At 55.8% G+C, this 26,998-nt stretch carries 22 protein-coding genes; 10 read left to right on the top strand and 12 right to left on the bottom strand.

Annotation, left to right across the window (positions count from 1 at the left end; translation table 11 throughout):
* Window positions 1–14 precede the first annotated feature (14 nt).
* On the top strand, window positions 15–2,378 hold the full coding sequence (locus L383_RS21175; RefSeq protein WP_023332475.1) for a glycoside hydrolase family 31 protein: 2,364 nt from the start codon (window positions 15–17) through the stop codon (window positions 2,376–2,378).
* Window positions 2,379–2,468: 90 nt separating this feature from the next.
* Here L383_RS21175 and L383_RS21180 read toward each other — a convergent pair whose 3' ends face one another.
* Window positions 2,469–4,064, bottom strand: coding sequence for an ABC-F family ATPase (locus tag L383_RS21180; protein ID WP_014883120.1), 1,596 nt, complete (start codon window positions 4,062–4,064; stop codon window positions 2,469–2,471).
* Window positions 4,065–4,286: 222 nt separating this feature from the next.
* Between L383_RS21180 and ldtB the strand changes: the two genes are divergently transcribed.
* On the top strand, window positions 4,287–5,207 hold the full coding sequence (gene ldtB / locus L383_RS21185) for a L,D-transpeptidase (RefSeq protein WP_014883119.1): 921 nt from the start codon (window positions 4,287–4,289) through the stop codon (window positions 5,205–5,207).
* 41 nt (window positions 5,208–5,248) lie between these two features.
* Here ldtB and L383_RS21190 read toward each other — a convergent pair whose 3' ends face one another.
* The 10 genes from L383_RS21190 to mntR form a co-directional block, all read right to left on the bottom strand.
* A complete protein-coding gene (locus L383_RS21190) occupies window positions 5,249–5,965 on the bottom strand; it encodes a GntR family transcriptional regulator (protein WP_014883118.1) in 717 nt (238 codons plus the stop codon).
* A 15-nt stretch (window positions 5,966–5,980) separates the two neighbouring features.
* Window positions 5,981–7,303 (bottom strand): PTS sugar transporter subunit IIC, encoded by a 1,323-nt coding sequence (locus tag L383_RS21195; protein ID WP_014883117.1) that lies wholly within the window; start codon window positions 7,301–7,303, stop codon window positions 5,981–5,983.
* 51 nt (window positions 7,304–7,354) lie between these two features.
* Window positions 7,355–8,731: a glycoside hydrolase family 1 protein gene (locus L383_RS21200; RefSeq protein WP_014883116.1), complete on the bottom strand. Its 1,377-nt coding sequence runs from the start codon at window positions 8,729–8,731 to the stop codon at window positions 7,355–7,357.
* A 194-nt stretch (window positions 8,732–8,925) separates the two neighbouring features.
* The gene (locus L383_RS21205; RefSeq protein ID WP_023330980.1) at window positions 8,926–10,083 is read right to left on the bottom strand and encodes a DDE-type integrase/transposase/recombinase; all 1,158 of its coding nucleotides are present in this window, start codon (window positions 10,081–10,083) and stop codon (window positions 8,926–8,928) included.
* 106 nt (window positions 10,084–10,189) lie between these two features.
* Window positions 10,190–11,230: an aldo/keto reductase gene (locus tag L383_RS21210; RefSeq protein WP_023332474.1), complete on the bottom strand. Its 1,041-nt coding sequence runs from the start codon at window positions 11,228–11,230 to the stop codon at window positions 10,190–10,192.
* 102 nt (window positions 11,231–11,332) lie between these two features.
* On the bottom strand, window positions 11,333–12,856 hold the full coding sequence (locus tag L383_RS21215; RefSeq protein WP_023332473.1) for an efflux transporter outer membrane subunit: 1,524 nt from the start codon (window positions 12,854–12,856) through the stop codon (window positions 11,333–11,335).
* A complete protein-coding gene (locus tag L383_RS21220) occupies window positions 12,856–14,427 on the bottom strand; it encodes a DHA2 family efflux MFS transporter permease subunit (RefSeq protein ID WP_023332472.1) in 1,572 nt (523 codons plus the stop codon). The genes L383_RS21215 and L383_RS21220 overlap by 1 nt, the downstream gene beginning before the upstream one ends.
* A complete protein-coding gene (locus L383_RS21225) occupies window positions 14,424–15,518 on the bottom strand; it encodes an HlyD family secretion protein (protein WP_014883112.1) in 1,095 nt (364 codons plus the stop codon). Before L383_RS21225 ends, L383_RS21220 begins: the two co-directional genes overlap by 4 nt.
* A 101-nt stretch (window positions 15,519–15,619) precedes the next feature.
* On the bottom strand, window positions 15,620–16,729 hold the full coding sequence (locus L383_RS21230; RefSeq protein ID WP_023332471.1) for an anion transporter: 1,110 nt from the start codon (window positions 16,727–16,729) through the stop codon (window positions 15,620–15,622).
* Window positions 16,726–17,199, bottom strand: coding sequence for a manganese-binding transcriptional regulator MntR (mntR, locus tag L383_RS21235; protein WP_014169260.1), 474 nt, complete (start codon window positions 17,197–17,199; stop codon window positions 16,726–16,728). Before mntR ends, L383_RS21230 begins: the two co-directional genes overlap by 4 nt.
* 183 nt (window positions 17,200–17,382) lie before the next feature.
* On the opposite strand from mntR, the gene mntS reads away from it, so the two are divergent.
* Together mntS and L383_RS21245 are read left to right on the top strand one after the other, a co-directional pair.
* Complete coding sequence (gene mntS, locus L383_RS21240) at window positions 17,383–17,511, top strand: manganase accumulation protein MntS (RefSeq protein ID WP_014831181.1); 129 nt, start codon at window positions 17,383–17,385, stop codon at window positions 17,509–17,511.
* A gap of 283 nt (window positions 17,512–17,794) precedes the next feature.
* Window positions 17,795–19,378: a phosphoethanolamine transferase gene (locus tag L383_RS21245; RefSeq protein ID WP_014883111.1), complete on the top strand. Its 1,584-nt coding sequence runs from the start codon at window positions 17,795–17,797 to the stop codon at window positions 19,376–19,378.
* A 110-nt stretch (window positions 19,379–19,488) separates the two neighbouring features.
* Here L383_RS21245 and ompX read toward each other — a convergent pair whose 3' ends face one another.
* Window positions 19,489–20,007, bottom strand: a complete 519-nt coding sequence (gene ompX, locus L383_RS21250) for an outer membrane protein OmpX (protein ID WP_014883110.1) — start codon at window positions 20,005–20,007, stop codon at window positions 19,489–19,491.
* A 355-nt stretch (window positions 20,008–20,362) separates the two neighbouring features.
* Here ompX and rhtA point away from each other — a divergent pair, with 355 nt between their 5' ends.
* The 6 genes from rhtA to ybiO all read left to right on the top strand — a co-directional run bounded on the left by rhtA (window position 20,363) and on the right by ybiO (window position 26,968).
* Window positions 20,363–21,250 (top strand): threonine/homoserine exporter RhtA, encoded by an 888-nt coding sequence (gene rhtA, locus L383_RS21255; protein WP_014883109.1) that lies wholly within the window; start codon window positions 20,363–20,365, stop codon window positions 21,248–21,250.
* A 299-nt stretch (window positions 21,251–21,549) separates the two neighbouring features.
* Window positions 21,550–22,053, top strand: coding sequence for a DNA starvation/stationary phase protection protein Dps (gene dps / locus L383_RS21260; protein ID WP_008501171.1), 504 nt, complete (start codon window positions 21,550–21,552; stop codon window positions 22,051–22,053).
* 362 nt (window positions 22,054–22,415) lie between these two features.
* Entirely contained in the window at window positions 22,416–23,159 is a 744-nt protein-coding gene (gene glnH / locus L383_RS21265; protein WP_014883108.1) for a glutamine ABC transporter substrate-binding protein GlnH, read from the top strand.
* Between the two features lie 93 nt (window positions 23,160–23,252).
* Window positions 23,253–23,912 carry a glutamine ABC transporter permease GlnP gene (gene glnP / locus L383_RS21270; protein ID WP_003858462.1) on the top strand — a complete coding sequence of 220 codons (660 nt, stop codon included), beginning with the start codon at window positions 23,253–23,255 and terminating at the stop codon, window positions 23,910–23,912.
* A complete protein-coding gene (glnQ, locus tag L383_RS21275; RefSeq protein WP_014883107.1) occupies window positions 23,909–24,631 on the top strand; it encodes a glutamine ABC transporter ATP-binding protein GlnQ in 723 nt (240 codons plus the stop codon). Before glnP ends, glnQ begins: the two co-directional genes overlap by 4 nt.
* Before the next feature lie 123 nt (window positions 24,632–24,754).
* Complete coding sequence (gene ybiO / locus L383_RS21280) at window positions 24,755–26,968, top strand: mechanosensitive channel protein (protein ID WP_023332469.1); 2,214 nt, start codon at window positions 24,755–24,757, stop codon at window positions 26,966–26,968.
* Window positions 26,969–26,998 lie beyond the last annotated feature (30 nt).

Below are 26,998 nucleotides of genomic sequence, written 5' to 3'. Positions count from 1 at the left end.
TGGATGTATTGCATATGAAAACCCTGAAAAACTGGACCGTTGATACGCAGTCGGCAAACCATCTGGAACTGCTGGTGGATAACCAGCACCGCCTGTGCCTGTATGTGCTGGAAGAGAACCTGTTCCGCGTGCTGATCAAACGCAAAGGTGAACTGGCGCTGGACCGCACCTGGAGCATCGCCCCGGCGCAAGACGTGCCGTGGGAAGGTCGCCGTCGTGACGATGTCAGTGGCTTTACCTGCCCGGCCTGGACGCTGACGCGGCAGGAAAATACCGTGACGGTGGCGACGGAGCAGCTTCGGGTGACCATCCACCAGCCCCTGTGGCTGGAGTGGCACTACCGCAATGACGCGGGCGAATGGCAGCCGCTGGTCAATGACCGTCCGACCAGTGCGTACCTGCTGAACGCCCACGGTGACGGCGTGGCGCACTATCTGAGCCGTCGCAAGGACGAACGTTTCTACGGGCTGGGCGAGAAAGCGGGCGATCTACAGCGCAACGGTAAACGCTACGAGATGCGCAACCTGGATGCGATGGGCTACAACGCCGCCAGCACCGACCCGCTGTACAAGCACATTCCGTTCACCCTCACCCGTCGCGACGACGTGAGCTACGGCCTGTTCTACGATAACCTGAGCAGCTGCTGGCTGGATCTGGGCAACGAGATCGACAACTACCACACCGCCTATCGGCGCTGGCAGGCGGAAGCGGGCGATATCGATTACTACATCTTTACCGGCAAGCGCGTACTGGACGTCACCAAAGCCTTCGTGCGCCTGACCGGGAAAACGCTGTTCGGACCGAAATGGAGCCTGGGCTACAGCGGCTCGACCATGCACTATACCGACGCGCCGGACGCGCAAAACCAGCTGATGAACTTTATCCGCCTGTGTGAAGAACACGCGATTCCATGCGACTCGTTCCAGCTCTCCTCCGGCTATACCTCCATTAACGGCAAGCGCTACGTCTTTAACTGGAACCATGACAAAGTGCCGCAGCCGAAGGTGATGAGCCGGGCGTTCCACGATGCCGGGTTAAAGCTGGCCGCCAACATCAAGCCGTGTCTGCTGCAGGATCATCCCCGCTATAACGAAGTGGCGGAACGTGGCCTGTTCATTCGCGACTCAGAAACTGATGCACCTGAACGTTCCAGCTTCTGGGATGACGAAGGATCACATCTCGATTTCACCAACCCGCAAACGGTGCAGTGGTGGCAGAACGGCGTGACCACGCAGCTGCTGGAGATGGGGATAGACTCGACCTGGAACGATAACAACGAATATGAAGTATGGGACGGGGAAGCACGCTGTTTTGGCTTCGGCAAAGAGATTGCCATCAAACACATTCGCCCGGTGATGCCGCTGCTGATGATGCGCGCCTCGCTGGAAGCGCAGCAGCGTTTCGCGCCGGAAAAACGTCCGTATCTCATTTCCCGCTCCGGCTGCGCCGGGATGCAGCGCTACGTCCAGACCTGGAGCGGCGATAACCGCACTCACTGGGATACCCTGCGCTATAACATCCGCATGGGGCTGGGCATGAGCCTCTCCGGGCTGTTCAACGTCGGCCACGACGTCGGCGGTTTCTCCGGCGACAAGCCAGACGCCGAGCTGTTCGTGCGCTGGGTGCAAAACGGCGTGATGCATCCGCGCTTTACCATTCACTCGTGGAACGATGACCACACGGTCAACGAGCCGTGGATGTACCCGGGCGTCACCCCCGCTATTCGCGGTGCGATTGAGCTGCGCTACCGTCTGCTGCCCTATCTCTACACCCTGCTCTGGCAGGCGCACGCCGACGACGAACCGATGCTGCGCCCGACCTTCCTCGACCACGAGCACGACGCGCGGACCTTCGAAGAGTGCGATGACTTCCTGCTGGGTCGCGACCTCCTTGTCGCCAGCGTCGTCGAGGCCGGGGAGCGTAAACGCCACGTCTGGCTGCCGGATAACGAAACCGGCTGGTACGATTTCTACACTCACGAATGGTTCGCCGGTGGGCAAGCTATCGTCCTCGACGCGCCGCTGGAGAAACTGCCGCTGCTGGTGCGCGCCGGTGCCGGTCTGCCGCTCAGCGAGCGCATCCGTCACGTGAGCGCCGAAAAGGACGATACCCGCGAGCTGAAGCTGTTCCCGGTGAAAGGCGTCGGCACCACGTCCGGCCTGCTGTTTGAAGATGACGGCGAGTCCTGGGGCTACCAGAACGGCAATGCGCTGTGGGTGGCGTGGGAAATGGTGTGTGACGGGGCAACCGTCAACCTGAACATCAGTGCACGCGGTGATTATCGTCCGGCATGGAACGCGCTGAAGGTGTCGTTACCGGCGGGGGAAAAACGTAAGCTGCTGGTGAATGGTGAAGAAAGGTGTGATTGGGTGGTGTAGTGCGGCCTGATGCCCTCACCCTGACCCTCTCCCACAGGGAGAGGGAATGGAACGTAGGCCGGGTAAGGCGAAGCCGCCACCCGGCTTTTTTTAACTCTCGATACCTTTGCTGCGCAGGTAATCTTCGTAGTTACCGGTGAAGTCCACCACGCGCTCTGGCGTAATTTCGATCACGCGGGTCGCCAGCGAGCTGACGAATTCACGGTCGTGAGAAACGAAGATCAGCGTGCCCTGATACATCTCCAGCGCCATGTTCAGCGATTCGATAGATTCCATATCCAGGTGGTTAGTCGGTTCGTCCATTACCAGGATATTGGGTTTTTCCATCATCAGCTTGCCGAACAGCATGCGGCCCTTTTCACCACCGGACAGCACTTTCGCCGGCTTTTTGATGTCGTCCTGACTGAACAGCAGACGACCCAGAATGCTACGCACCGCCTGCTCGTCGTCGCCTTCCTGCTTCCACTGGCTCATCCAGTCAAACACGGTCAGGTCGTTTTCGAACTCGTATTCATGGTCCTGCGCGTAGTAACCAATCTGCGCGTTTTCTGACCACTTCACGGTGCCGTTGTCCGGCTGCAGTTCACCAACCAGGGTTTTCAGCATGGTGGATTTACCCACGCCGTTGGCCCCCAGAATGGCAATCTTCTCGCCCACTTCCAGCAGCAGGTTGAAGTTTTTAAACAGCGGACCTTCATCGAAGCCTTTGGTAAGGGCTTCCACTTCCAGCGCGTTACGGAACAGTTTCTTGTCCTGCTCGAAGCGGATGAACGGGTTCTGACGGCTGGAGGCTTTGACTTCTTCCAGCTTGATTTTGTCGATCTGACGGGCGCGGGACGTCGCCTGACGAGACTTAGAGGCGTTCGCGCTGAAGCGGCTGACGAAGGATTGCAGGTCCGCAATCTGCGCTTTCTTCTTAGCGTTGTCGGCCAGCAGGCGTTCACGCGCCTGGGTCGCAGCCGTCATGTATTCGTCGTAGTTGCCCGGATACACGCGCAGCTCGCCGTAGTCCAGATCCGCCATGTGCGTACAGACCATGTTCAGGAAGTGACGGTCGTGCGAAATGATGATCATGGTGCTGTCGCGGTCGTTCAGCGTCTGCTCCAGCCAGCGGATGGTGTCGATGTCCAGGTTGTTCGTTGGTTCGTCGAGAAGCAGGATGTCCGGGTTAGAGAACAGCGCCTGCGCCAGCAGGACACGCAGCTTCCAGCCTGGCGCGACTTCACTCATCGGGCCGTAATGCTGTTCAACAGGAATGCCCACGCCCAGCAGCAGCTCGCCCGCACGCGCTTCAGCTGAATAGCCATCCATCTCGCCGTAATGCGTTTCCAGTTCGGCCACTTTGTAGCCGTCCTCTTCGCTCATTTCAGCCAGGGCGTAAATGCGATCGCGCTCCTGCTTCACTTCCCACAGCTCCGCGTGCCCCATGATCACGGTGTCCAGCACGGTGAACTCTTCGAAGGCGAACTGATCCTGACGCAGCTTACCGATGCGCTCGTTCGGATCGAGCGACACGTTGCCAAGCGTCGGCTCCAGGTCGCCGCCGAGGATCTTCATAAAGGTGGATTTTCCGCTACCGTTGGCACCAATCAGGCCGTAACGGTTGCCGCCGCCAAATTTGACGGAAATGTTTTCGAACAGCGGCTTACTGCCAAACTGCATAGTGACGTTGCTGGTAACTAACACGGGGAGATTCCTGCGAAAAGTGTGATAAACACGGCATTATGCCACAATTCCGAATTGAGATCCCGTGTTGCGGCAATCCACTAAACTTTAACAAAATCGAAAAAAATGTGATTTCGTACACATCTGAATTCCCTGCGAGCGGGAATGCACATATAATGCGCTCCCATCATAGATTCAGACTTATCAACTCATCGCCTGAATGGCTTAGATACCTCGCACAACATGAACATGAAATTAACAACGCTTTTTGCGGCGGCGTTAGCCGTAGTAGGTTTTTGTAAGACCGCGTCTGCGGTGACGTATCCCCTGCCGACAGACGGAAGCCGTCTGGTGGGCGAAAACCAGGTGGTGACGGTACCAGAAGGTAACTCTCAGCCGCTGGAGTATTTCGCCGCACAGTACCAGCTGGGCCTGTCTAACATGCTGGAAGCAAACCCGGGCGTTGACCCGTATCTGCCAAAAGCGGGTACCGTACTGAATATTCCTCAGCAGCTGATCCTGCCGGATACCGTTCATGAAGGTATCGTCATTAACAGCGCCGAAATGCGTCTGTATTACTACCCGAAAGGCACCAACACCGTTATCGTGCTGCCAATCGGTATCGGCCAGCTGGGTAAAGATACCCCAATGAACTGGACCACCAAAGTTGAGCGTAAGAAAGCGGGCCCAACCTGGACCCCTACCGCCAAAATGCACGCAGAATACATCGCTGCCGGCGAACCGCTGCCAGCCGTTGTGCCAGCCGGCCCGGATAACCCGATGGGTCTGTACGCGCTGTACATTGGCCGTCTGTACGCCATTCACGGCACCAACGCCAACTTCGGTATCGGCCTGCGCGTAAGCCACGGCTGCGTGCGTCTGCGTAACGACGACATCAAGTTCCTGTTCGAAAACGTGCCGGTCGGTACGCGCGTGCAGTTCATTAACGAACCGGTAAAAGCCACCACTGAGCCAGACGGTAGCCGTTACATTGAAGTGCACAACCCGCTGTCTACCAGCGAAGACCAGATCAACAACAACGAAGTCGTCCCTGTTACGCTGAACAGCGCGGTGCAGGCGGTGACCTCTCAGCCTGACGTGGAAACGACCATCGTTGACCAGGCCGTGCAGAACCGCTCCGGTATGCCGGTGCGTTTGAACTAATAACGAGCATTAAAAAAGCGGGCTTCGATGCCCGCTTTTTTTTACCCGTTATTCACGATAACTATCCCGCCGTGGTCGTACCGATAGTGGCAGTGGGCATATTCCAGCGGCGTGCCATCTTCCAGATAAATGACCTGCTCCACCTCCAGCACCGGATCGGTTTCCTCGCAGACCAGATGTTGCCTGTCCAGCGCGTTGGGTTTTAGCGCCCGCACCACCCTGTATGACCCCATAATTTTCAGCCCCAGCGTCTCCTGAACATACTGAAACACCGAACCGTCAAGATGGCTTTTCGTCAGGCCGGGCACCAGGGTCATCGGCATTACCGTTGAATCCAGCGACATCGGTTCACCGTTTAATAAACGCAGGCGAATAAAATCATAGACCGGCGCATCGGCATTAATCATCAGCGACGCCTGCTCTTTCTCGTTCGGGAAGCGCAGTTCAAAATGCACCACCTGGCTCGTGACCGTACCCAGATGTTCCCAGGTTTTGGTGGCACCAAAATAGTCGCTGCCGGAGAGATCCCACTGGGAAAGCTGAAGGAAGTTTTTGCGGATAAAGGTGCCCTGCCCCTGACGGGTATAAACCAGACCTTCGACAATCAGCTGGCGCATCGCCTGCTGGATGGTCATCCGGCTGGTGCTGAACTCCGCCGCCAGCGCAAACTGGTCCGGAAGTGGTTCATTGGCGGCGTACTGCTGGCTGATAATGCGTTTTTTAATTTCCCGCGCTATGGTGATGTACTTCGCCGCCATCGTCCTTCCTTTCAGTTAGTTTTCTATCCCGCTGTTTTTCAACGCCACTCGCTCGGCAATCTTGAGGAAAGGCAGGTAGAAGAATACACCAAAAACAATGATTGCCAACTGCACCACCACCGCCCGCCAGTCCCCTGCCGTGGCCAGCCAGGCGCTCAGAATCGGCGGCGTGGTCCACGGGATCATCACCACGCAGCGCGACATTAACCCCAGCGTAGTGCAGAGCCAGGCAACGTAAATGCCAATCGCGGGCAACAGCACAAACGGGATCATCAGCGGCAGGTTAAAGACAATCGGCAGGCCAAAAATCACCGGCTCGTTGATGTTGAATAAACCGGGCGCCAGCGACAGGCGCGCCACCTGCTTCGCCGACTTCTGCCGGGAGAAGATAAAGATGGCGATCAGCAGCGAAATGGTGCTGCCCGTCCCGCCCACCATGCCAAACGTCGGCACGAAGATGTTGTTGATGATATGCGGGATGGGCTGGCCATTGGCAAAGGCCAGCATGTTCTCGTTGGTGTTGATCAGCAGGAACGGTTCCAGTACCACGCTGTTGACCACCGACTGATGAATCCCGAGCGTGAACAGGAAGTTACCGAAGCTGTAGATAAAAATCGTTCCTGGCAGGCTGGTGTTGATCAGCCGCAGCGGCTGCTGGATAAAGGTCGTGATGAGATGGATCAGGTCCGTGTGCAGCACGTTTGCCAGCAGTGCTGCCAGCACGGCAAATACTGACAATGTCAGAATGGTTGGGATCAGCGCGGTAAAGGATTTACTCACCGCCGGAGGCACATTTTCCCCCAGCGAAATGTGTAGCGCCTTGAGCCGCGAAATGGCAATAAACAGCTCCGTTGAGAGTAGCCCGATCAGCACTCCGGCAAAAATCCCGGTAGAGCCGATATTGGCGAACGTCAGTACCTGAGTGACGTTCACCGTGGTCTCGCTGCCGACAGGCGTCAACTGCAGGCGCATCGGCATCATGATGATAAAACTGCTGACAGCGATAACCACTGCCGAGACCGGATTGTCGAAATCTTTATTGCGCGCCAGCGACCAGGCAATCATCGGGGCCAGCAGCAGCGCGGCGATATTCAGCGTGCCGTTGATTATCGCCTCCCCCCAGACCTTAAACTGCGTGAGCGTGTCGCCGTCAAAAATCCACGGGAACACCACGTTGTTCACCAGCACCGCCAGACCGGCGAGGATGAAAATCGGCATCACCGTGGCGAAGGCATCGCGCAGGGAGCGCAGGTGCACCTGGTTTGCCAGGCGCGCCGAGAACTCAACAAATTTATCGACAAAGGACTGCATATGCGGTGTGATTTTTGTTTCAGACATAGCGGATAGTTCCCATCAATCAGTCACAAAAACGGCCCGGCAGCGTACGGCTTACATCTCGCGTCCGTTGGTATGAATGACCTGTTTCAGCCAGGCGTAGCTTTTCTTCGGCACGCGCTTCAGGTCTTTCAGGTCGTGGTTTTCTCGGTTGACGTAGACCACGCCGTAGCGCTTACGCATGTCGCCCTGGGAGCTGAGAATGTCGATTAACCCCCAGCCGAGGTAGCCGATGACCTCTGCGCCATCTTCGAACATCGCCGCTTTCATTGCGTCGATATGCGCCCGGTGGTAGTCGATGCGGTAGGTGTCCTCAATCGGGTTGACGCCGTCCCAGGACTCAATCACGCCAATACCGTTTTCAATCGGGAAGACCGGCATCCGCCAGTCGTTGGCGTAGCGGGTGATGATGGTGCGAAAGCCCATAGGGTCGATTTGCCAGTTCCACTCGGTGGCTTTCAGGTACGGGTTATTTTTCTCACCGTGTAGCAGGTAATAGTTGACCGGCGTGCCTTCCGGGATGGCATCGCTGTCCAGCGTTTTGCTGGCGTAATAGCTGAAGGCCATATAGTCGTTTTTGGTGCGCGCCAGCAGCGCTAAATCTTCGTCGCGGTAGATATCGCCAAAGCCTTCCTGCTCCACCACCGCCATCACCGCCGGGCTGTAACCCTGACCCGCAAAAACGCGCAGCAGGTTCTGGTTGAGGAATTCATCGTACTGCTGGGCGCAGAAGATATCGCGCGGTTTGCAGGTCGCCGGGTAAATCAGCTGGTGCGCCAGCATGCCGCCCATCAGCTGGCCCGGTTTGGTCTGGTGCAGATACTCGGTCAGCGACATATGCGCCACCATCGCATGGTGCTGTAACTCATAGAGCTCGCGAAGGGTTTGCTCCCCTTTCAGGTAACCGGAAATGCGGAAGGCTTCCGGCATATGGAAAATGTTCTGCTCGTTGAAGGTCAGCCAGTACTTCACCCGGTCGCCAAAGCAGTCGATCATCTTCTTGCCGTAGCGGATAAAGGCCTCCATCACGCGGCGATCGTTAAACCCGTTGTACTCCTGCGCCAGCGCCAACGGCATATCGAAGTGATAGAGGCAGATCATCGGCTCGATGCCGCGCGCGATAAGATCGTCAATAAAGCGGTCGTAAAACGCGATCCCCTCGTCGTTGAACGCGCCATCACCCTGCGGGCAGACACGGCTCCATGAGATCTGAAAGCGGTAGCAGTTCATGCCCAGATCCTGCATCAGGTCGAAATCTTCCCTGTAGCGGTGGTAGGAGTCGGTCGCCACTTTCCAGTCGGAGATATTTTCCCCGGCTTCACGAATGTCGTAGACCGACATGCCCTTTCCGCCCTCGTTCCATGCCCCTTCCGTCTGCATGCTGGAGACCGAGTTGCCCCATAAAAAATTGGCTGGCAGCGATGTATTCATGCTCTCTCCCTATATGACTAGTCATTTTAAATTTCATGACTAGTCATATAGGCGAAGATGAAAAGGGGATCAAAGGGGAGGATCGTTTTTTGTGAGATGGATTGAAATAATGCCTACGGAAAGCAGCCCCGGTAAGCGAAGTGTATGACCGGATACATAGGTGACAGATCAGACCGGGAACATAGGTAACACTTTTAGTCTATCCGGAGCACACTCTGGGTTTTTCGGTCGTAGTACGCAAGTGTTATTCCATTAAAGATGATGGCCTCAAGGCCATCATCTTGCTCTTCCAGCATGATGTACTCCCCAGTCAGTGCTTCACTCAGGAACACCGTACCCTTTTTTCCCATATAGAGGGTCCCCCTCGATTTCACCCTGTAGACTGTACCTCCTTCCGGATAAGCATATTCAGGAAGACGGCCATCCCAGTGTCGGTTTGAGGGTTGCCATACCGTTCCGGGCGTTGCACCCGCCAGTGCTTCATGCGGCCTTTCGTAGTTAAATTCTTTCCGGTAGTCACTGAACCACCGCTGTTGTTCTTCCATCGTCATGAAGGTGTTGCCCTGTTTCACCGCACTTTTCAGGGAGCGGTGCATTCGCTCATGGCGGCCATTTTCTTCCGGATGCCCCTTTCTGATACGCTCCGGCCTGATGCCCAGCTTGATTAGCCAGACGGCAAGACGACTTAATCCGGCTATTCCTGTTCCCGCGAAGGGCTGGCCGTTATCGGTTCTAAGCACTTCCGGCAGACCATATTCCAGGAACGCATCCGTCAGGCACTCTCTGACAAAGGGTTCACTCTCACGGTGTGTTCCCCGGCAGCTGAGCAGATACCGGCTGTGATTATCGGTCAGGGTGAAAGGATGGCAGTACTCTCTGCTGAGCAGCCTGAACTTGCCTTTAAAATCAGCGCTCCAGACCTGATTGTTCTCACTGATGATGGTCAGGGGCTGGCGATTGCCTGGTGTTCTGCGTTTTCGTTTTTTATCCGGAACCAGGCCTTCGCGCTTGAGGATATCGCCGATAGTGCTGGCGGCAGGTACGGTAAAATCGACGTGATGATTGAGCAACCACATCCGCAGTTTTTTTGGCCCCCAGTCAGGGTGTTTTTGACGCAGGGCAGTCAGGTGTCCGGCGATATCATCAGGAACCGTCCGGGAGTGGGAGCGTGGCGCGCGCGACCGGTCAGAGAGAGATGACAGATCAGAAGGGTCAAAACGCTGAAGCCATTTATAGCCGGTTTTACGGCTGATGCCAAAAAGACGGCAAAGCGCGGAGAAGGAGTCCGTACCTGCATGGCTGGCACGGATAAAATCAAGGCGTTGCATAGGTCGGGTCTCAGTCCAGGGCATAGCGAGTCTCCTCTTCTATGCCAGTTATAACTGTTACCCATGTATCCGGTCTAAAGTGTTACCCATGTTTCCGGTTCATACCGAAGCGCCACCGGGGAGAGGACGGTTAAAGCTGCACTAACTGGTTACGACGATATTCCCCCTGGCGCTCAAGCATCCAGCCCGGGTATTCCCCCGGCAACGCGCTGACGGCATCAAGCTTTTTAAGCTCGTCTTCGCTTAAGCGGATCCCGGTTGCGGCGATATTGTCATTCAACTGATCGACGCGTTTCGCGCCCACGATCACGCTAGTTACCGCTTTCTGATGAAGCAGCCACGCCAGCGCGATCTGCGCGACGGAGACGCCTTTGCTTTCGGCAATCGTGCGCATTACATCCACGCAGTCGAAGGCGCGATCTTTATTGACCGGCGGGAAGTCAAACTCCAGACGGCGCCCGCCCGATTCGCTCTGCCCGTTGCGATCGTATTTCCCGCTCAGCAGACCACCCGCCAGTGGGCTCCAGACCATCAGCCCGACGCCTTCGCTCTGCATCATCGGCACCAGCTCGCGCTCAAGATCGCGCCCGGCGATGGTGTAATACGCCTGCAACGACGCGAAGCGTGCCAGCCCCAGACGCTCGGAGATGCCAAGCGCTTTGGCGATCTGCCACGCTGCCCAGTTCGAGACGCCGATATAGCGCACGTGGCCGTGCTGTACCAGGGTATCCAGCGCACGGAGCGTCTCTTCAATGGGGGTGGCAGGGTCAAAGCCGTGCAGCTGGTAGAGATCGATATGATCCAGCTGCAGGCGGCGCAGACTCTCCTTCACGCTGCCGATGATGTGATATCGCGAGCTGCCGCGCGAGTTCACGCCCGCGGTGCCGGTTTCACCGAACACTTTCGTTGCGACCACCACGTTCTCCCGCGGAACTTTCAGGTTCTTCAGCGCCTGGCCGGTGATCTCCTCCGAGCGCCCTTCCGAGTAAACGTCGGCGGTGTCGATAAAGTTGATCCCGGCATCCAGCGCGCGGCCCACCAGCTGTTCGGCTTCGCTCTGCTGCAGCTGGCCAATCTTGCCCCACATGCCGCCTTCTCCGCCGAAGGTCATGGTCCCGAGGCAGAGTTCAGAAACAAACAGACCGGTGTTGCCCAGTTTTTGATAACGCATAAGTCATTCCTCACATGTCGAATGGGTGCCAGTTAGTTATACCCGCCCCTCTGTCATCGCGAATGTGGCGTTCCTGTCCGTTTCTTGCTCAATCCTCTGAATTTATCCGCGCGGGGCGTCGCCAAAGACGCTGTAATCCGGGAGCTGTACCTGCTGATACGGCTCCCAGCCGCCGCCAAGCGCCTTGTAGAGCGCCACCAGATCGAGCGCGCTTTGCACCTGCGCCTGAGCGCGCTGCTGCTGAGCCTGGGCGAGCTGACGCTGGGCATCCAGTACGTCGATAAAGCTGGCGATGCCCTGTCGGTAGCTGTCGCTGGCTAAGTCAAAGGCGTTTTGCAGGGCGTCGATCGTTTTTGCGAGGCCGGCTTCACGCTGCTGGTCGGTGCGGTAGCTGACCAGCGCGTTTTCAACATCGCCGAGCGCGGTGAGCACCGTCTGCCGATAGTCCAGCACCGCTGCCCCCTGCTGCGCGCGCGCCACCTTCACGCTGGAGACCAGTCGTCCGCCCTGGAAAATTGGAATAGAAACCTGCGGGCCGAAGCTGTAGAAATGGCTGCTCCAGTCGGTCAGCCAGTTGGTTTCGCTGTTACGCAGGCCAAACTGCCCGGAGAGGGTAAAGCTCGGGAACAGCTCGGCCACCGAGACGCCGATTTGCGCCGTGGCGGCATGAAGATTCGCCTCCGCCTCACGCACGTCCGGACGACGGCGCGCCAGCGTGGACGGAATGCCCGTTTGCACGATATCCGGCAGCGCAGGCATTGGCTGCGCTGACTGGAGTTCGGCATCCAAAGCGCCCGGCGGCTTGCCGAGGAGGATTGCCAGGCCGTTCATCGCCTGCCGCGCCTGCGCCTGATATTGCGGCAGTTGCGCTTCCAGATTTCCCAGCTGCGCCCGGGCATTTTCTACGTCCATCTGTGGCGAGAGCCCGCCGCGCTGGCGGCTTTCGGTGAGATCCAGCGTCTGCTGCGCGCTCTCAATCTGGGTGTTCAGGGTGGCGATAATGCTCTGCGCGCCGCGCAGCTGTAGCCACGCCCGCGCCACTTCCGCTTCCAGCGACACCAGCGCGTCGTTACGCTGCTCGATAGCCGCCTTCTGCTGGGCTTCCGCGGCTTCCACCTGACGGCGCACCTTGCCCCACAGGTCAATTTCCCACTGGGCGTCGAAACTGCCCTGGTAGAGGTTGATCGGCTGCGTCAGCGGGCCTAACGCGCCCCGCAGGGCTGGATCGACATTATCCAGCTGGTCATACACGCCGTGGGATTTCAGCTCGCCTTCCAGCCCGAGCTGTTGGCGCGTCGCCTGTAGATTGCCATTAACCGACGGGAAAAATGCTCCGCCTGCCTGATTAATCTGTTCACGTGCCCCGGCAATGCGTAGCACCGTTTGCTGCAGGGTCAGGTTTCCGGCAATAGCCCGTTCAACGAGGCTATCGAGCTGCGGCGAGCCGAAGGTTTTCCACCAGCGCGGGTTGGTCGCAGCGGAGATAGTTTGCGATTTCACGCCGCTGTCGCCCTTATCGTTCCAGTGCGTGACGGCCGGCGGCGCGGGTGGCTGGTAATCCGGTCCCACGGCACAGCCAGCCAGCAGCAGCATTATCATCAGGGGGTGTAAACGTCTGTGTATCATCAATGTGCTCCTGCACTCCCCTCGCTCTTAACCGGCGAGAGCAACAAACAAAACGGAATCAGTAACAAGGCCACCACGCTCAGCAGGGTGAAGACGTCGATGTAGGCCAGGAAGCGCGACTGTTCGATCATGGTCTGGTACATCCGCCCGGTGGCAATGCCGGTTGGGTCACCCACCTGAGTCGTGAAGTTCTGGATCGCCTGGGCGCTTTCGCGTATCGCCTGCTGAAACTGCTCGTTAAACGGCGAAGCGTGATACGCCAGATGCGCGCTATGGGCCTGCGAGCGCTCGGTAATGGCCGCCGTCGAGAGCGAAATCCCAATCGAGCCCGCCACGTTGCGGAACATGGTAAACAGCGCCGCCGCGTCGGCGTTGAGCCGTCTCGGTATCGAGATGAAGGCAATCGTGGTGAGCGGCACAAACAGGAACCCCAGCCCAATCGACTGAGCGCTGCGGAACAGCACCAGGGTCTCGAAGTCGATATCCGGCGTCAGCGTGCGCGACCAGAAGAACGACACCGCCAGGCAGGTAAAGCCAAAGGCGATAATCCAGCGCGTCTGCACCACCGGCATGAGCTTCAGCACCAGCGGGATGGTGAGTACAATCAGCACCGCGCCGGGCGACAGCACCAGCCCGGACCAGGTGGCGGTATAGCCCAGATCCTGCTGCGCCAGCTGCGGGATCACCACCGAGCTGCCGTATAAAATCATCGCCATCCCAGCCATTAACAGGCTGGAGATCGCGAAGTTGCGGTCTTTCAGGCAGTAGAGATCCACCACCGGCTTTCTGGCATACACCAGCCAGTAGATCGCGCCGATGATGCCGATCAGCGTCAGCACGGCGAAAGTGCGGATAAAGTTTGAGTAGAACCAGTCTTCATCCTCTCCCCGGTCCAGCATCACCTGCAAACAACCGAGCCCTAAGGCGATCAGCCCGATCCCCGTCCAGTCGATGGTTAGCTTCTCTTTCGATTTACTTTCCCACGGCGGATCTTCCAGCAGCTGATAGATCGCCAGTACCGTGACGATCCCCACCGGGATGTTGATAAAGAACACCCAGCGCCAGGAGTAGTTGTCGGTGATCCAGCCGCCGAGCGTGGGGCCGAGCACCGGCGCAACGATAATCGCAATAGAGGAGAGACCAAACGCTTTGCCCCGGTCCTCCGGCTTGAAGTAGTCGAGCAGCACCGACTGCTGGGTAGGCTGCAACCCGCCGCCAAAGAAACCCTGCATCACGCGGAACAGGATGATCTGCCACAGCTCGGTGGCGATCCCGCACAGGAACGAGCAGACGGTGAACATCACAATGCAGATTAAGAAGAACTGCTTGCGGCCAAACACCCGGCTCAGAAACGCCGAGATGGGCAGCACGATGCCGTTCGCCACCAGATAGCTGGTTAAAACCCAGGTCGATTCGTCATAGCTGGAGGAGAGCGAACCAGCGACGTGCGGCAGCGCCACGTTAACGATGGTGGTGTCCAGAATTTCCATAAACACCGCCAGGGTGACAACAATCGCCACCGCCCACGGGTTACTGGCGGGTTTCCAGCTGTCGTGGCTATGATCCGTCATTCCACTGTCACCTTCGGCGCCACCGACAGCCCCAGCGGCAGCGGTTTATTCGGGTCGAGTCCCTTATCAATCACGATTTTCACCGGCACGCGCTGCACAATTTTGACGAAGTTGCCGGTGGCATTTTCTGCCGGGAAAGCGGAGAAGCGTGAGCCACTGCCCTGCTGAATACTGTCGACGTGGCCCTCAAGTTCCATATCCGGCCACGCATCCACGGAGACGGTGACCTTATCGCCGGGCTTCATGCGTTCAAGCTGGGACTCTTTAAAGTTCGCCACCACCCATACGTTAGGGGAAACCAGTGAGAACAGCGCGGTGCCCGCCTGCACCAGCGTCCCGGGCTGCACGTTGCGTTTGGTGACAAAGCCGTCGAACGGGGCGCGGACTTCGGTGTAGGAGAGATTCAGATTGGCCGTTTCGAGCTGCGCTTTCGCCTGCTCGACCTGACGCTCACGCGCTTCAACGTTGGTTTCCTGCTGGCGAATTTGCAGTTGAACCTGCTCCGCCACTTCCAGCTGCGCCTGGGCGCTGGCCAGTGCAGCCTGTGCGCTGCGCAGCTGTGCGTTCGCAGAATCAATACTTTGTTGCGTGGTCGCCCGCGGGTCGACGCCGCGTTGACGACGGTACTCCGCCTGCGCGTTCGCCAGATCGGCCTGCGCTTTCAGTACCTGCGCTTTCGCTTCGTCACGCTGGGCAGGATACTGCACTTTTGAGAGCGCCAGCTGCGCCTGGGCCTGATGGAGCTGCGCGATAGCCAGTCCAAGCTGAGCCTGAGCCTGATCGCGCTGGGCGGTGGTATCGCGTGGATCGATAACCACCAGCAGATCGCCTTTTTTAACGCGCTGGTTATCGCGCACGTGCAGCCCGGTGACATAGCCCGCCGTTTTGGGGGCAATCGTCACCACATCGCCATCGGTAAAGGCGTCGTCAGTTGTCTCTTCGTTACGGGTTAAAAACCACCAGACCAGCGCCACGACAACCATCACTACCACGACAATGCCGAGGATAATTAACGGTTTTTTGCCCGGTCGCTTACGTTCATTATTGTTGTTTTCCTGCTCGTCAGCAGGCGTTTTTTGATCTTCAGCCATAGTTCAGCAACGGTCCTGTCAGTGAGCGGCATCACACTATGCCGTTCACTAAAGCTAGGACGTTGCTATACGTTTGCCAGGAAAAACTGACAAATTGCGCACTATATGAGAAGGAATAATCCGAAACCGATCGCCGCAGCCCACACCAGCATGGGGAGGGACCAGAGATGGAAGCGCCACCAGATACGACGATCGCTGGCCATACGCAGGGCGATGAGGTTTGCCAGCGAGCCGGGCAGCAGCCCAAACCCGCCAATGTTCACCGCCCAGGCCAGAAGGGTGTCAGGCGGAACATAGTTGAGCAGCAGAATGGTGGAAGGCACGTTGCTGATAAACTGCGACAGGCCAATGGCCGTCAGCCACAGACCCGGCTGAGACAGCGTGCTGACGCTGTGCAACACGTTTTGCAGCACCGGAAGCTGGATAAGAAGATGCACATCAATAAACATCGCCATAAAGACCAGCAGCAGCGTCCAGTCCACGCTCACCAGCACCCGGCGTGCCAGCACGACAAAGCCTGCGGCGACCAGCAGTACACCCGCCAGCTCAACCTTCAGTTCCAGCGCGATGAGAAAGACGATGTACAACCCGAGGCAGCTCCAGACCAGACGCGGCTGCCACTGCGGGCCCGCGGTTCCGCTATGGTACTGCAGTTTTTTATCCGGAAAAGCAAACCAGCATACCGCCAGTAGCGACAGCATCATCACCAGTGCCAGCGGGGCCATCTGCCAGGTAAAGGCGGCAAACGACAGGCCGGACCGCCCCCAGAGCAGGATATTTTGCGGGTTGCCGATAGGGGTCAACAGAGAACCGGCGTTCACGGCCAGCGCTTCAAAGATGATCAGCCGGCTGACCGGGATCTCGCAAAGCCTGCGTAGCGTCAGCGTGAGGGGCACGATGATAAACAGTGCCACATCGTTAGTCAGAAACGTCGACAGCACCGCAGCGGAGAAGACCATAAACAGCGCCAGCCTGCGCTCGGTGGCAAAACGGCGCACCATTTTACGGCCCAGCACGTCAAAATAGCCGCTCAGCTCAACCCCTTTGGTCAGCATCATTAACCCACTCAGGGTAATGATGGTGCGCCAGTCAATGGCGGCAACCCAGGCGCGGGGCGCAAACGGCACAAAGAGGCTTAACCCTGCGCCAATGATTAATAAGAGATGGAAGAAACGATCGCGTGCCAGGGCATGCAGTCCGGGGATTTTCATTCAGCGGAGGGACCGTATTTAAGGGTAAATTCACGAAACTTCACCAGCGTCTCTTCACTTACGTGGTGCTCCATTCCTTCCGCATCCCGGCGGGCAATCTCCGGGCTAACGCCCAGTACCAGTAAAAAGTTCTCGACCAACTGGTGACGCTCGCGGCTCTCCTGCGCAAGCTTCTCCCCTTCCGGCGTCAGAAATACACCGCGCCAGGGGATCATTTCAATTAAGCCCACCGAAGCCAGACGTTTTAACATTTTAGCCACTGTCGGCTGTGATACCCCCAGTCTGGCGGCCATATCGACCTGCCGCGCTTCCCCGACTTCACGGATCAGATCGGAAATCAGCTCAACATAGTCATCAATCAGTTCACGACGGTGCGCTTCACGGACCTGGCGAAACCCTTCGACATGTTCTTCAACATTCACCAGCTGCGTCGTTTTTCTGATTGTTGGCTTACCTGCGCGACGGTTCATTGTACTTCCTCAGTGGGGTGACGCTTCCAGCGCCCGGTATCGAGAGCGCACATTGTAAACCATCCCTCTGCAAGCACAAAAAATTAACGAAATAGCCATAGCTATACAATATAGCCTGTGCTATATCTGTATGTAATGCAGTCACCCTTCACGGATCGAAGGGATCAAAAATCAGGAGGTCTTATGAACGAATTCAAGAGGTGTATGACCGTGTTTACCCACTCTCCCTTTAAAGTGCGCTTGATGCTGTTGAACATGCTGTGCGATATGTTTAACAACAAACCGCATCAGGACGACAAACCTTCCCACTAAGCGGCGTTGCGGTACGCCGCTTCATCTCTGCGTCACATTCCTGCTGTAAACTGGCTTCCGGCCGCCCTATTCCCGATCTTTTTTACGGATTTGCAATCCTCTTCGCAAAACATCTGTTGAGCAACTGTTGCTATTATTTTGCGCTCGCACTATCTTCTTGCAGCCCTGCACTATTTGCGGCTCGCTGAAGCGGACCCTCATTCCCTTTCTACGCACTGTCAGGCAGGTTATGACCCTTGACGCCAGGGTGAGCACATGGCGTTTTTATCCATGATAGTGACCTATGAATTTAACCCTGATAGATTCTGTCGTTACCCGTAGCCGGGCCTTAAGCCCGTGGACGGCGTTTTATTTTTTGCAGTCATTGCTGATTAACTTTGCACTCGGCTATCCCTTCAGCCTGCTGTATGCGGTGGCGTTCACCTGCATTCTGCATGTGCTGTGGCGGGCCGCTCCGCGCGTGCAAAAAACGCTGATTGGAATCTGTTCGCTGGTCGCTGCCCTCTATTTCCCGTTTGGCCAGGCTTATGGCTCGCCAAACTTTAATACCCTGCTCGCGCTGCACTCGACCAATATGGAAGAGTCGACGGAGATCCTGACCATCTTCCCGTGGTATAGCTACGTGGTAGGGCTCTTTATCTTCGCGCTGGGGGTTATTGCCCTCCGCCGTCAGTCAGTTGAGAAAAAGTCCTGGGGCAAGATCGAAATTCTTTGTCTGGTATTCAGTATTGCCGTGGCGTTCGTCGCCCCCATCCAGAATATTCCCTGGGACGGTAAGTTAAGGCTCATTAACGTAGGCTATCCGGTTTTCCGCTTCGTGAAAGACGTTGTCGTGAATAACAGAGAAGTGCTCGACGAGCAGGCCCGCATGGCTGAACTTTCCAATAAGAAAGACACCTGGAACGTGCTGGCGGTGAAGCCGAAATACCATACCTACGTGGTAGTGATCGGCGAGAGTGCCCGTCGCGACGCAATGGGCGCATTCGGCGGACACTGGAATAACACGCCGTTTGCCAGCTCGGTCAATGGCACCCTGTTTACTGATTATGTCGCGGCCAGTGGCTCGACGCAGAAATCGCTGGGTCTGACGCTAAACCGTGTGGTAGAGGGCAAACCCCAGTACCAGGATAACTTTGTTACCCTGGCAAACCGCGCAGGTTTCCAGACATGGTGGTTCTCTAATCAGGGGCAAATTGGCGAATACGATACGGCCATCGCCAGTATCGCGAAGCGTGCTGACGAAGTGCAGTTCCTGAAGAGCGGTGACTTTGAGGCCGACAAAAATACGAAAGACGAAGCGTTGCTGAAAATGACGGCGCAGGTGTTTGCCACACCACGCACCCAGCCTCAGCTGATTGTCCTTCACCTGATGGGCTCACACCCGCAGGCCTGCGATCGCACTGACGGGAAATACGCGGATTTCGTGCAGTCCAAAGAGACCTCTTGTTATCTCTATACCATGACGCAAACCGACGATCTGCTCAGCAAGCTGTACGATCAGTTGCGCAATACGGGCGACAGTTTCTCTGTGGTCTATTTCTCGGATCACGGGCTGGCGTTTAAAGAGCGTGGCAAAGAAGTGCAATACCTGGCCCATGACGACAAGTTCCAGCAGAACTTCCAGGTACCGTTTATGGTGCTGTCGAGTGATGATAAAACGCATCGCGTGATTAAAGCGCGCCGTTCGGCGAATGATTTCCTGCAGTTCTTCTCTCAGTGGACGGGGATTAAAGCCGAAGAGATAAAAAATGCGTATCCGTTTATCTCCAACAAGAAAGCGCCCCCAGTGTACGTTACCAACTTCAAGTTACAGAAAGTTGACTATAACCATCTGGGTACGGATATTTTTGATATTAAGAGTAAGTGATTTCTGCCGTCAGACTGATGCCCTCACCCTGACCCTCTCCCACGGGGAGAGGGAACAAACAAAAAAAATCCGCCACATTGGGCGGATTTTTTATTCGATCACCGGAGTGATTAGAAGCGGTAACCTACGCCCGCGATCCAGGTGCCAACGTCAACGTTGCGGATACGGCTCTGCTCATAGGAGAAGTCCAGAGCAACGTCCTGGATTGGGTTGAACTGCAGGCCTGCGCCATAGGAGAAGCCGTAGTCGCTGGTGCTTGCAGTGCGGTTCAGACCCTGGTTTTCGGTCTGCTGGAATTTACCGTAGCCAACACCTACAACACCGTAGATGCTTGCCCAGTCATTCAGACGGTAAGCTGGACCAGCAGTGATACCGTAGTACTGGCCTTTGTTGTACGCGCCGTTTTCAGTACGATCTTTCTCGGTGTAGGTGAAAGAACCGATCACGCCCAGCGGGTTGTTATCCTGCTCGTAACGATACTTCAGGTTGAAACCGTTAGTTTTGTTCATTACGCCCTGCATATCGCTCTGAGCGTAACCACCGGTTACAGTAGAAGTAGCCGCTACAGCGGTACCTGCGGAAACAGCCAGTACAGCGGCCAGTGCTGAAAGACATGCAATTTTTTTCATAACCACCTCAAATGTGCTTCAAGTAAGTCCGTAAGTTTTAAATATATCAAAAAATTTTGCGAAACTCTTTGTGATTCGTGATGTCTAACGAGGTCTTTCCTGTAACAGAACGTTTCCAACCTCAGCTAACTCTTTCAAATCACATGCGATTTTTCCTACAAAACGCCCATATTGCGCGTCTGTGCTGTTACATTCATCCAGATTATTCCTAATCTTTAAGATGATTAATCCAGCAGTAGTTAACCATTTTACGGATTTCATGGGGCTTTTTTTTCAACAGAGTCTCAACCGTCGCTGTATATTTCCTTTACACTGCAACCTTTACTTCATTTGACAGAAGCTGACAGGAGAAAGGATGCCTGGGTTATCCCGCACGTCGTCGGTCTGGTTGCCGGTAGCAGTCATACTCATTGCCATGTTGTCCATTCAAAGCGGTGCCTCACTGGCAAAATCGCTCTTTCCACTGGTAGGGGCACCCGGGGTGACGGCCCTGCGTATCGTGCTGGGCACGGCGATACTGGTTGCCATTTTCAAACCCTGGCGTCTGCGCTTCAAAAAAGAGCAACGTCTCCCCCTGCTGTTTTATGGTCTGTCCCTTGGGGCGATGAACTATATGTTCTACCTCTCCATCCAGACCATCCCCCTCGGGATCGCCGTCGCGCTGGAGTTTACCGGTCCGCTGGCGGTGGCACTTTTCTCTTCCCGTCGTCCGGTGGATTTTATCTGGGTCGTATTAGCGGTGCTGGGCTTATGGTTCCTGTTGCCGCTCGGCCAGAATGTCACTGAGATTGATCTTACGGGTGCCGCGCTGGCTCTCGGAGCCGGTGCCTGCTGGGCCGTTTATATCCTCACCGGGCAGCGCGCTGGCGAAGAACATGGCCCGGCAACGGTCGCCCTGGGTTCCGTGATTGCGGCTATCGTTTTTGTGCCGATCGGTATGGCGCAGGCCACGGCGTCTATCTGGCAATGGTCAGTTATGCCCATTGGGCTGGCGGTCGCAGTGCTCTCAACGGCGCTCCCCTATTCTCTGGAGATGATCGCCCTGACGCGTCTGCCGACACGCATTTTTGGCACCCTGATGAGCATGGAGCCTGCCCTGGCGGCAATCTCCGGAATGGTATTCCTTGGCGAAACGCTGACGTTTACCCAGACGCTGGCACTCTGCTCTATTATTGCAGCCTCAATGGGGTCAACGCTCACCATGCGCCCGGAACCCAAAGTTGAGAAAATCGACATCAACTGATGCCATATATTCTGCATGGCTTTCTGGCCATGCAGAATAAAGGCCAGATCGTCAGGCGTTATAATTTCTTACATACTTTGTCATATTATCGAAATATCCTGCCAGGCCTGTTTTCTCTGTCCTCAATTAAGATTGATCTGTATCAATTCTGAAATAATCTATTTATATCAGTAAATTATATTATCAACCTCCTTCTTGCTATTAAACCGATAGGCACAGCCAGACCGCAGAGAAAAAATCCGGTGCTATACTTAGTTCCGTAATTACCTGGGACATTAACATCAAGAGGATATGAGATTATGAGTACCGCTAAACTGGTGAAAACGAAAGCGTCTAATCTGCTTTATACCCGTAACGATGTATCGGATAGCGACAAAAAAGCGACCATTGAGTTGCTGAATCGCCAGGTGATCCAGTTCATCGATCTTTCGCTGATCACCAAACAGGCCCACTGGAATATGCGCGGTGCAAACTTTATTGCCGTTCATGAAATGCTGGATGGCTTCCGCACAGCACTGGTGACACACCTCGATACGATGGCTGAACGTGCCGTACAGTTGGGTGGTGTTGCGCTGGGTACCACGCAGGTGATTAACAGTAAAACGCCACTGAAAAGCTACCCGCTGGATATCCATACCGTGCAGGATCACCTGAAAGAGCTGGCAGACCGTTACGCGATTGTGGCCAATGACGTGCGCAAAGCGATTAGCGAAGCCAAAGATGAGGATACGGCAGATATCTTCACCGCCGCCTCCCGCGATCTGGATCAGTTCCTGTGGTTTATCGAATCTAACATCGAGTAATCCATACGATTTTTCTATCGAACCCTCGCCTTCCGGTGAGGGTTTTGCACATCTATGGTGCACACTTTTGGCCTGATACGGTGCAAAAGTGAAGAAATTGTAATAATCACCTCACACAACCGTTAATGGAAGATTGTTTTTTCGTCAGAATTTACGCTAAATATCTCCCCGTCAGTTGAGCCAAACGACGCGCACCAAAATGGTGCTCCATCATGGTGCAACACAACATCATTGCCCCGTTTTTTGTGCAATGCATGACTCCATCCCCTTTGCAAAACAACAGCTTGTAAAGTTGGCACGATTTTTTCATTGTGCCTGTCGTTCTCTCAGGGGATCGCCCCGTGGATATAAAAGGAAATGCTATGAAGTCTGTATTAAAAGTTTCACTGGCTGCACTTACCCTGGCTTTTGCGGTGTCCTCTCAGGCTGCCGACAAACTGGTTGTGGCGACCGACACGGCGTTCGTTCCGTTTGAATTCAAACAGGGTGATAAATACGTTGGTTTCGATGTTGATTTGTGGGCCGCTATCGCAAAAGAACTCAAACTGGATTACACCCTGAAGCCAATGGACTTCAGCGGCATCATCCCGGCACTGCAAACCAAAAACGTTGATCTGGCCCTGGCGGGTATCACCATCACCGAAGAGCGTAAAAAAGCGATCGACTTCTCTGACGGTTACTACAAAAGTGGTCTGCTGGTCATGGTCAAAGCCGATAACAATGACGTCAAAAGCGTGAAAGACCTCGACGGTAAAGTTGTCGCAGTGAAGGGCGGTACCGGTTCCGTGGATTACGCAAAAGCGAACATTAAAACCAAAGACCTGCGTCAGTTCCCGAACATCGACAACGCGTACATGGAACTCGGCACCAACCGTGCTGACGCTGTTCTGCACGACACACCGAACATCCTGTACTTCATCAAAACCGCAGGTAACGGCAAGTTCAAAGCGGTAGGCGACTCTCTGGAAGCACAGCAGTACGGTATCGCATTCCCGAAAGGCAGCGACGATCTGCGTACGAAAGTGAACGGCGCGCTGAAAACGCTGAAAGAGAACGGCACGTATAACGAAATCTACAAAAAATGGTTCGGTACTGAGCCTAAATAATTTCACCTGAAATCAGGTTTGTAACGCCCGGTGGCGCTGACGTTTACCGGGCCTACATTTTTCGTTTTTCACCACGGTATACAGGAATACATCATGCAGTTTGACTGGAGCGCCATCTGGCCTGCCATTCCACTCTTGCTTGAAGGCGCTAAAATGACCCTGTGGATTTCGGTCCTGGGTCTGGTGGGCGGGTTGATTATCGGTCTTGTCGCCGGTTTCGCCCGCACCTACGGCGGCTGGATTGCAAACCACATCGCACTGGTTTTCATCGAAGTGATCCGCGGCACCCCGATTGTCGTGCAGGTCATGTTCATCTACTTCGCCCTGCCAATGGCCTTCACCGACCTGCGTATCGATCCGTTCAGCGCAGCCGTCGTGACCATTATGATCAACTCGGGCGCCTACATTGCGGAAATCACCCGCGGTGCGGTGCTGTCGATTCATAAAGGTTTCAGTGAAGCGGGTCTGGCGCTGGGCCTTTCGCGTCGCGAAACGATCCGCCACGTCATTCTTCCGCTGGCGCTGCGTCGCATGCTGCCACCGCTGGGTAACCAGTGGATCATCAGTATTAAAGATACGTCGCTGTTCATCGTTATCGGCGTGGCTGAGCTGACCCGTCAGGGGCAGGAGATCATTGCTGGCAACTTCCGCGCGCTGGAAATCTGGAGTGCGGTAGCCGTTGTCTACCTGATCATTACTCTGGTTCTGAGCTTCGTTCTGCGTCGTCTTGAAAGAAGGATGAAAATCCTGTGATTGAATTTAAAAACGTTTCCAAGCACTTTGGCCCAACCCAGGTGCTGCACAATATTGATCTGAATATTACGCAGGGTGAAGTGGTGGTCATTATCGGACCGTCCGGTTCCGGTAAATCCACTCTGCTGCGCTGTATCAACAAACTGGAAGAGGTCACCAGCGGCGATCTGATTGTCGACGGTCTGAAGGTCAATGACCCGAAAGTGGACGAGCGCCTGATTCGCCAGGAAGCGGGCATGGTGTTCCAGCAGTTCTACCTGTTCCCGCACCTGACGGCGCTGGAAAACGTGATGTTCGGCCCGCTGCGCGTGCGCGGTGCCAGCAAAGCGGCGGCGGAAGCGCTGGCAAAAGATCTGCTGGCAAAAGTGGGTCTGGCAGAACGTGCGCACCACTACCCTTCCGAGCTCTCCGGTGGTCAACAGCAGCGCGTCGCGATTGCCCGCGCGCTGGCAGTGAAGCCGAAGATGATGCTGTTTGATGAGCCAACGTCCGCACTCGACCCGGAGCTGCGCCACGAAGTGCTGAAAGTCATGCAGGACCTGGCAGAGGAAGGGATGACGATGGTTATCGTGACCCACGAAATCGGCTTTGCGGAGAAAGTCGCGTCCCGCCTGATCTTTATCGATAAAGGTCGTATCGCGGAAGACGGTAACCCGCAGGAACTGATTGCTAATCCGCCGAGCCAGCGTTTGCAGGAGTTCCTGCAGCACGTCTCCTGATCTTACGCTTCACGCTGAGCCGGGCTTGCCCGGCTTTTTTACGCCAGATTGTTCCCAAAAACTCCCCTCCTCCCCGCGCCCTCTATACTTATCATTTTGCACGATATTTTGTCGGAGGACGCCGTGCCGTGGTTCCTGCTGCTGTTGATAAGCCTGTTTAGTGCGCCATCCCTCGCCGTGGCGATCCCCGGCGTGACCACCGGAATGACCGCGTCCCAGCAAAGTACGCCGCCCCCGGAACCGGATGTTGAACAAAAAAAAGCGGCTTACGGCGCACTTGCCGACGTGCTTGAAAACGATGCCTCCCGAAAAGAGTTAATCGATCAGCTGCGTAAAGCCGCCGCCACGCCGCCAAAGGAGACCGTTCCTACCCTCACCCCGCCGCAGGTAGAGGAACAAAAAACCGTGCTGGAAAACGTCACCGACGTGAGCCGACGCTTTGGTGAAGCGCTCTCCACACGCTTTGCCCAGCTCTTTCGCAACCTGATGGGATCGCCCCATAAGGCATTTAACCCGCAAACCTTTAGCGCCGCCGCCACCCAGTTTTTGATGCTGGCGGGCGCGGTATTTCTTTTTTACTGGCTGGTACGCCTCTGTGCCTGGCCGCTTTACCGCAAGATGGGCTACTGGGGCCGAAAAAAGAACCAGCATAAAAACAGCTGGCTGCACCTCCCCGCCATGATCGCCGGAGCCTTTATTATTGATTTACTGCTGCTGGCGTTGACGCTGTTTGTAGGTCAGGTGCTGGCGGACCGTCTCAATACGGGCAACAAAACCATTGCCTTCCAGCAGGCGCTCTTTCTGAACGCGTTTGCGCTCATCGAATTTTTTAAAGCGGTACTGCGCGTCATCTTTTGCCCGCGCGTGCCTGAACTCCGCCCGTTTAATATCAGTGATGACAGCGCGAAATACTGGGCCGTGCGGCTCAGCGTGCTCAGCGGCCTGATTGGCTACGGCCTGCTGGTTGCGGTGCCGATCATCTCCAACCAGGTGAACGTGCAGTTTGGCGCGCTGGCGAACGTGTTAATCATGCTCTGTATTACCGTCTGGTCGCTGTACCTCATCTTCCACAATAAAAAGGCGATCACGGAGAGTCTGCTGCATCTGGCCGATCGTTCTTTGTCGTTCTTTAGCCTCTTCATTCGCGCCTTCGCGCTGGTGTGGCACTGGCTGGCAAGCGCTTATTTCATCGTGCTGTGCTTCTTCTCACTGTTCGACCCGGGTAATAGCCTCAAATTTATGATGGGGGCGACGTTCAAAAGCCTGGCGATTATCGGCATCGCGGCATTTGTGTCGGGGCTGTTGTCGCGCTGGATTTCGAAAACCATCACCCTGTCCCCGCACGTACAGCGTAATTATCCGGAACTGCAAAAACGCGTGAACGGCTGGATGTCAGTCTCCCTCAAAGTGGCGCGCATTCTGACCGTCTGCGTGGCGATTATGCTGCTGCTGAATGCGTGGAACCTGTTTGATTTCTGGAACTGGCTGCATAACGGCGCAGGTGAGAAGACCGTTGATATTTTAATTCGTATCGCACTGATTCTGTTTTTCTCCGCCGTTGGGTGGACGCTGCTGGCGAGCCTTATCGAGAACCGTCTGGTGTCCGATATTCACGGCAGACCGCTCCCCAGCGCCCGTGCGCGCACGCTGTTGACCCTTTTCCGCAATGCGCTGGCGGTGATCATCAGTACCATCACCATCATGATTGTGCTGTCGGAAATCGGCGTAAACATCGCTCCGCTGCTGGCAGGTGCCGGTGCGCTGGGACTGGCGATCTCCTTCGGGTCACAAACGCTGGTGAAGGATATTATTACCGGCATTTTTATCCAGTTTGAGAACGGAATGAACACCGGCGATCTGGTAACCATCGGGCCGCTGACCGGCACGGTCGAGCGGATGTCGATTCGTTCGGTGGGCGTGCGTCAGGATACCGGGGCATACCACATTATTCCGTGGTCATCGATCACCACCTTCGCCAACTTTGTGCGCGGCATTGGCTCCGTTGTGGCGAACTACGATGTGGATCGTCATGAGGATGCGGACAAAGCGAAGCAGGCGCTGCGGGACGCCGTTGAAGAGTTAATGCAGATGGAGGATATTCGCGGCCTGGTAATTGGCGAGCCGTCATTTGCCGGGATCGTCGGGCTGACGAATACGGCATTTACGCTTCGCGTGTCGTTCACCACCCAGCCGCTGAAGCAGTGGACGGTGCGCTTTGCGCTCGACAGCATGGTGAAAAAACACTTTGATCTGGCAAACGTGCGGATGCCGGTGCAGACGTATCAGGTGTTGCCTTCACCGGCATCAATGCCACCTCCGCAGGAGCCGACATTGTAGCCGTGTTGCCGGGTGGCGGGCTTCGCCTGA

The organism is Enterobacter sp. MGH 37, from assembly GCF_000534515.1.
GTDB lineage: Bacteria > Pseudomonadota > Gammaproteobacteria > Enterobacterales > Enterobacteriaceae > Enterobacter > Enterobacter kobei.
Note: the sequence above shows the minus strand (reverse complement) of the source record. Positions and strands in the feature narration are given on the sequence as shown.

Coding starts and splice junctions, on each gene's coding strand:
- L383_RS21175 (WP_023332475.1), top strand. CDS start 15: ATGAAAACCCTGAAAAACTGGACCGTTGATACGCAGTCGGCAAACCAT.
- ldtB (WP_014883119.1), top strand. CDS start 4,287: ATGAACATGAAATTAACAACGCTTTTTGCGGCGGCGTTAGCCGTAGTA.
- L383_RS21190 (WP_014883118.1), bottom strand. CDS start 5,965: ATGGCGGCGAAGTACATCACCATAGCGCGGGAAATTAAAAAACGCATT.
- L383_RS21195 (WP_014883117.1), bottom strand. CDS start 7,303: ATGTCTGAAACAAAAATCACACCGCATATGCAGTCCTTTGTCGATAAA.
- L383_RS21200 (WP_014883116.1), bottom strand. CDS start 8,731: ATGAATACATCGCTGCCAGCCAATTTTTTATGGGGCAACTCGGTCTCC.
- L383_RS21205 (WP_023330980.1), bottom strand. CDS start 10,083: ATGCCCTGGACTGAGACCCGACCTATGCAACGCCTTGATTTTATCCGT.
- L383_RS21210 (WP_023332474.1), bottom strand. CDS start 11,230: ATGCGTTATCAAAAACTGGGCAACACCGGTCTGTTTGTTTCTGAACTC.
- L383_RS21215 (WP_023332473.1), bottom strand. CDS start 12,856: ATGATACACAGACGTTTACACCCCCTGATGATAATGCTGCTGCTGGCT.
- L383_RS21220 (WP_023332472.1), bottom strand. CDS start 14,427: ATGACGGATCATAGCCACGACAGCTGGAAACCCGCCAGTAACCCGTGG.
- L383_RS21225 (WP_014883112.1), bottom strand. CDS start 15,518: ATGGCTGAAGATCAAAAAACGCCTGCTGACGAGCAGGAAAACAACAAT.
- L383_RS21230 (WP_023332471.1), bottom strand. CDS start 16,729: ATGAAAATCCCCGGACTGCATGCCCTGGCACGCGATCGTTTCTTCCAT.
- mntR (WP_014169260.1), bottom strand. CDS start 17,199: ATGAACCGTCGCGCAGGTAAGCCAACAATCAGAAAAACGACGCAGCTG.
- mntS (WP_014831181.1), top strand. CDS start 17,383: ATGAACGAATTCAAGAGGTGTATGACCGTGTTTACCCACTCTCCCTTT.
- L383_RS21245 (WP_014883111.1), top strand. CDS start 17,795: ATGAATTTAACCCTGATAGATTCTGTCGTTACCCGTAGCCGGGCCTTA.
- ompX (WP_014883110.1), bottom strand. CDS start 20,007: ATGAAAAAAATTGCATGTCTTTCAGCACTGGCCGCTGTACTGGCTGTT.
- rhtA (WP_014883109.1), top strand. CDS start 20,363: ATGCCTGGGTTATCCCGCACGTCGTCGGTCTGGTTGCCGGTAGCAGTC.
- dps (WP_008501171.1), top strand. CDS start 21,550: ATGAGTACCGCTAAACTGGTGAAAACGAAAGCGTCTAATCTGCTTTAT.
- glnH (WP_014883108.1), top strand. CDS start 22,416: ATGAAGTCTGTATTAAAAGTTTCACTGGCTGCACTTACCCTGGCTTTT.
- glnP (WP_003858462.1), top strand. CDS start 23,253: ATGCAGTTTGACTGGAGCGCCATCTGGCCTGCCATTCCACTCTTGCTT.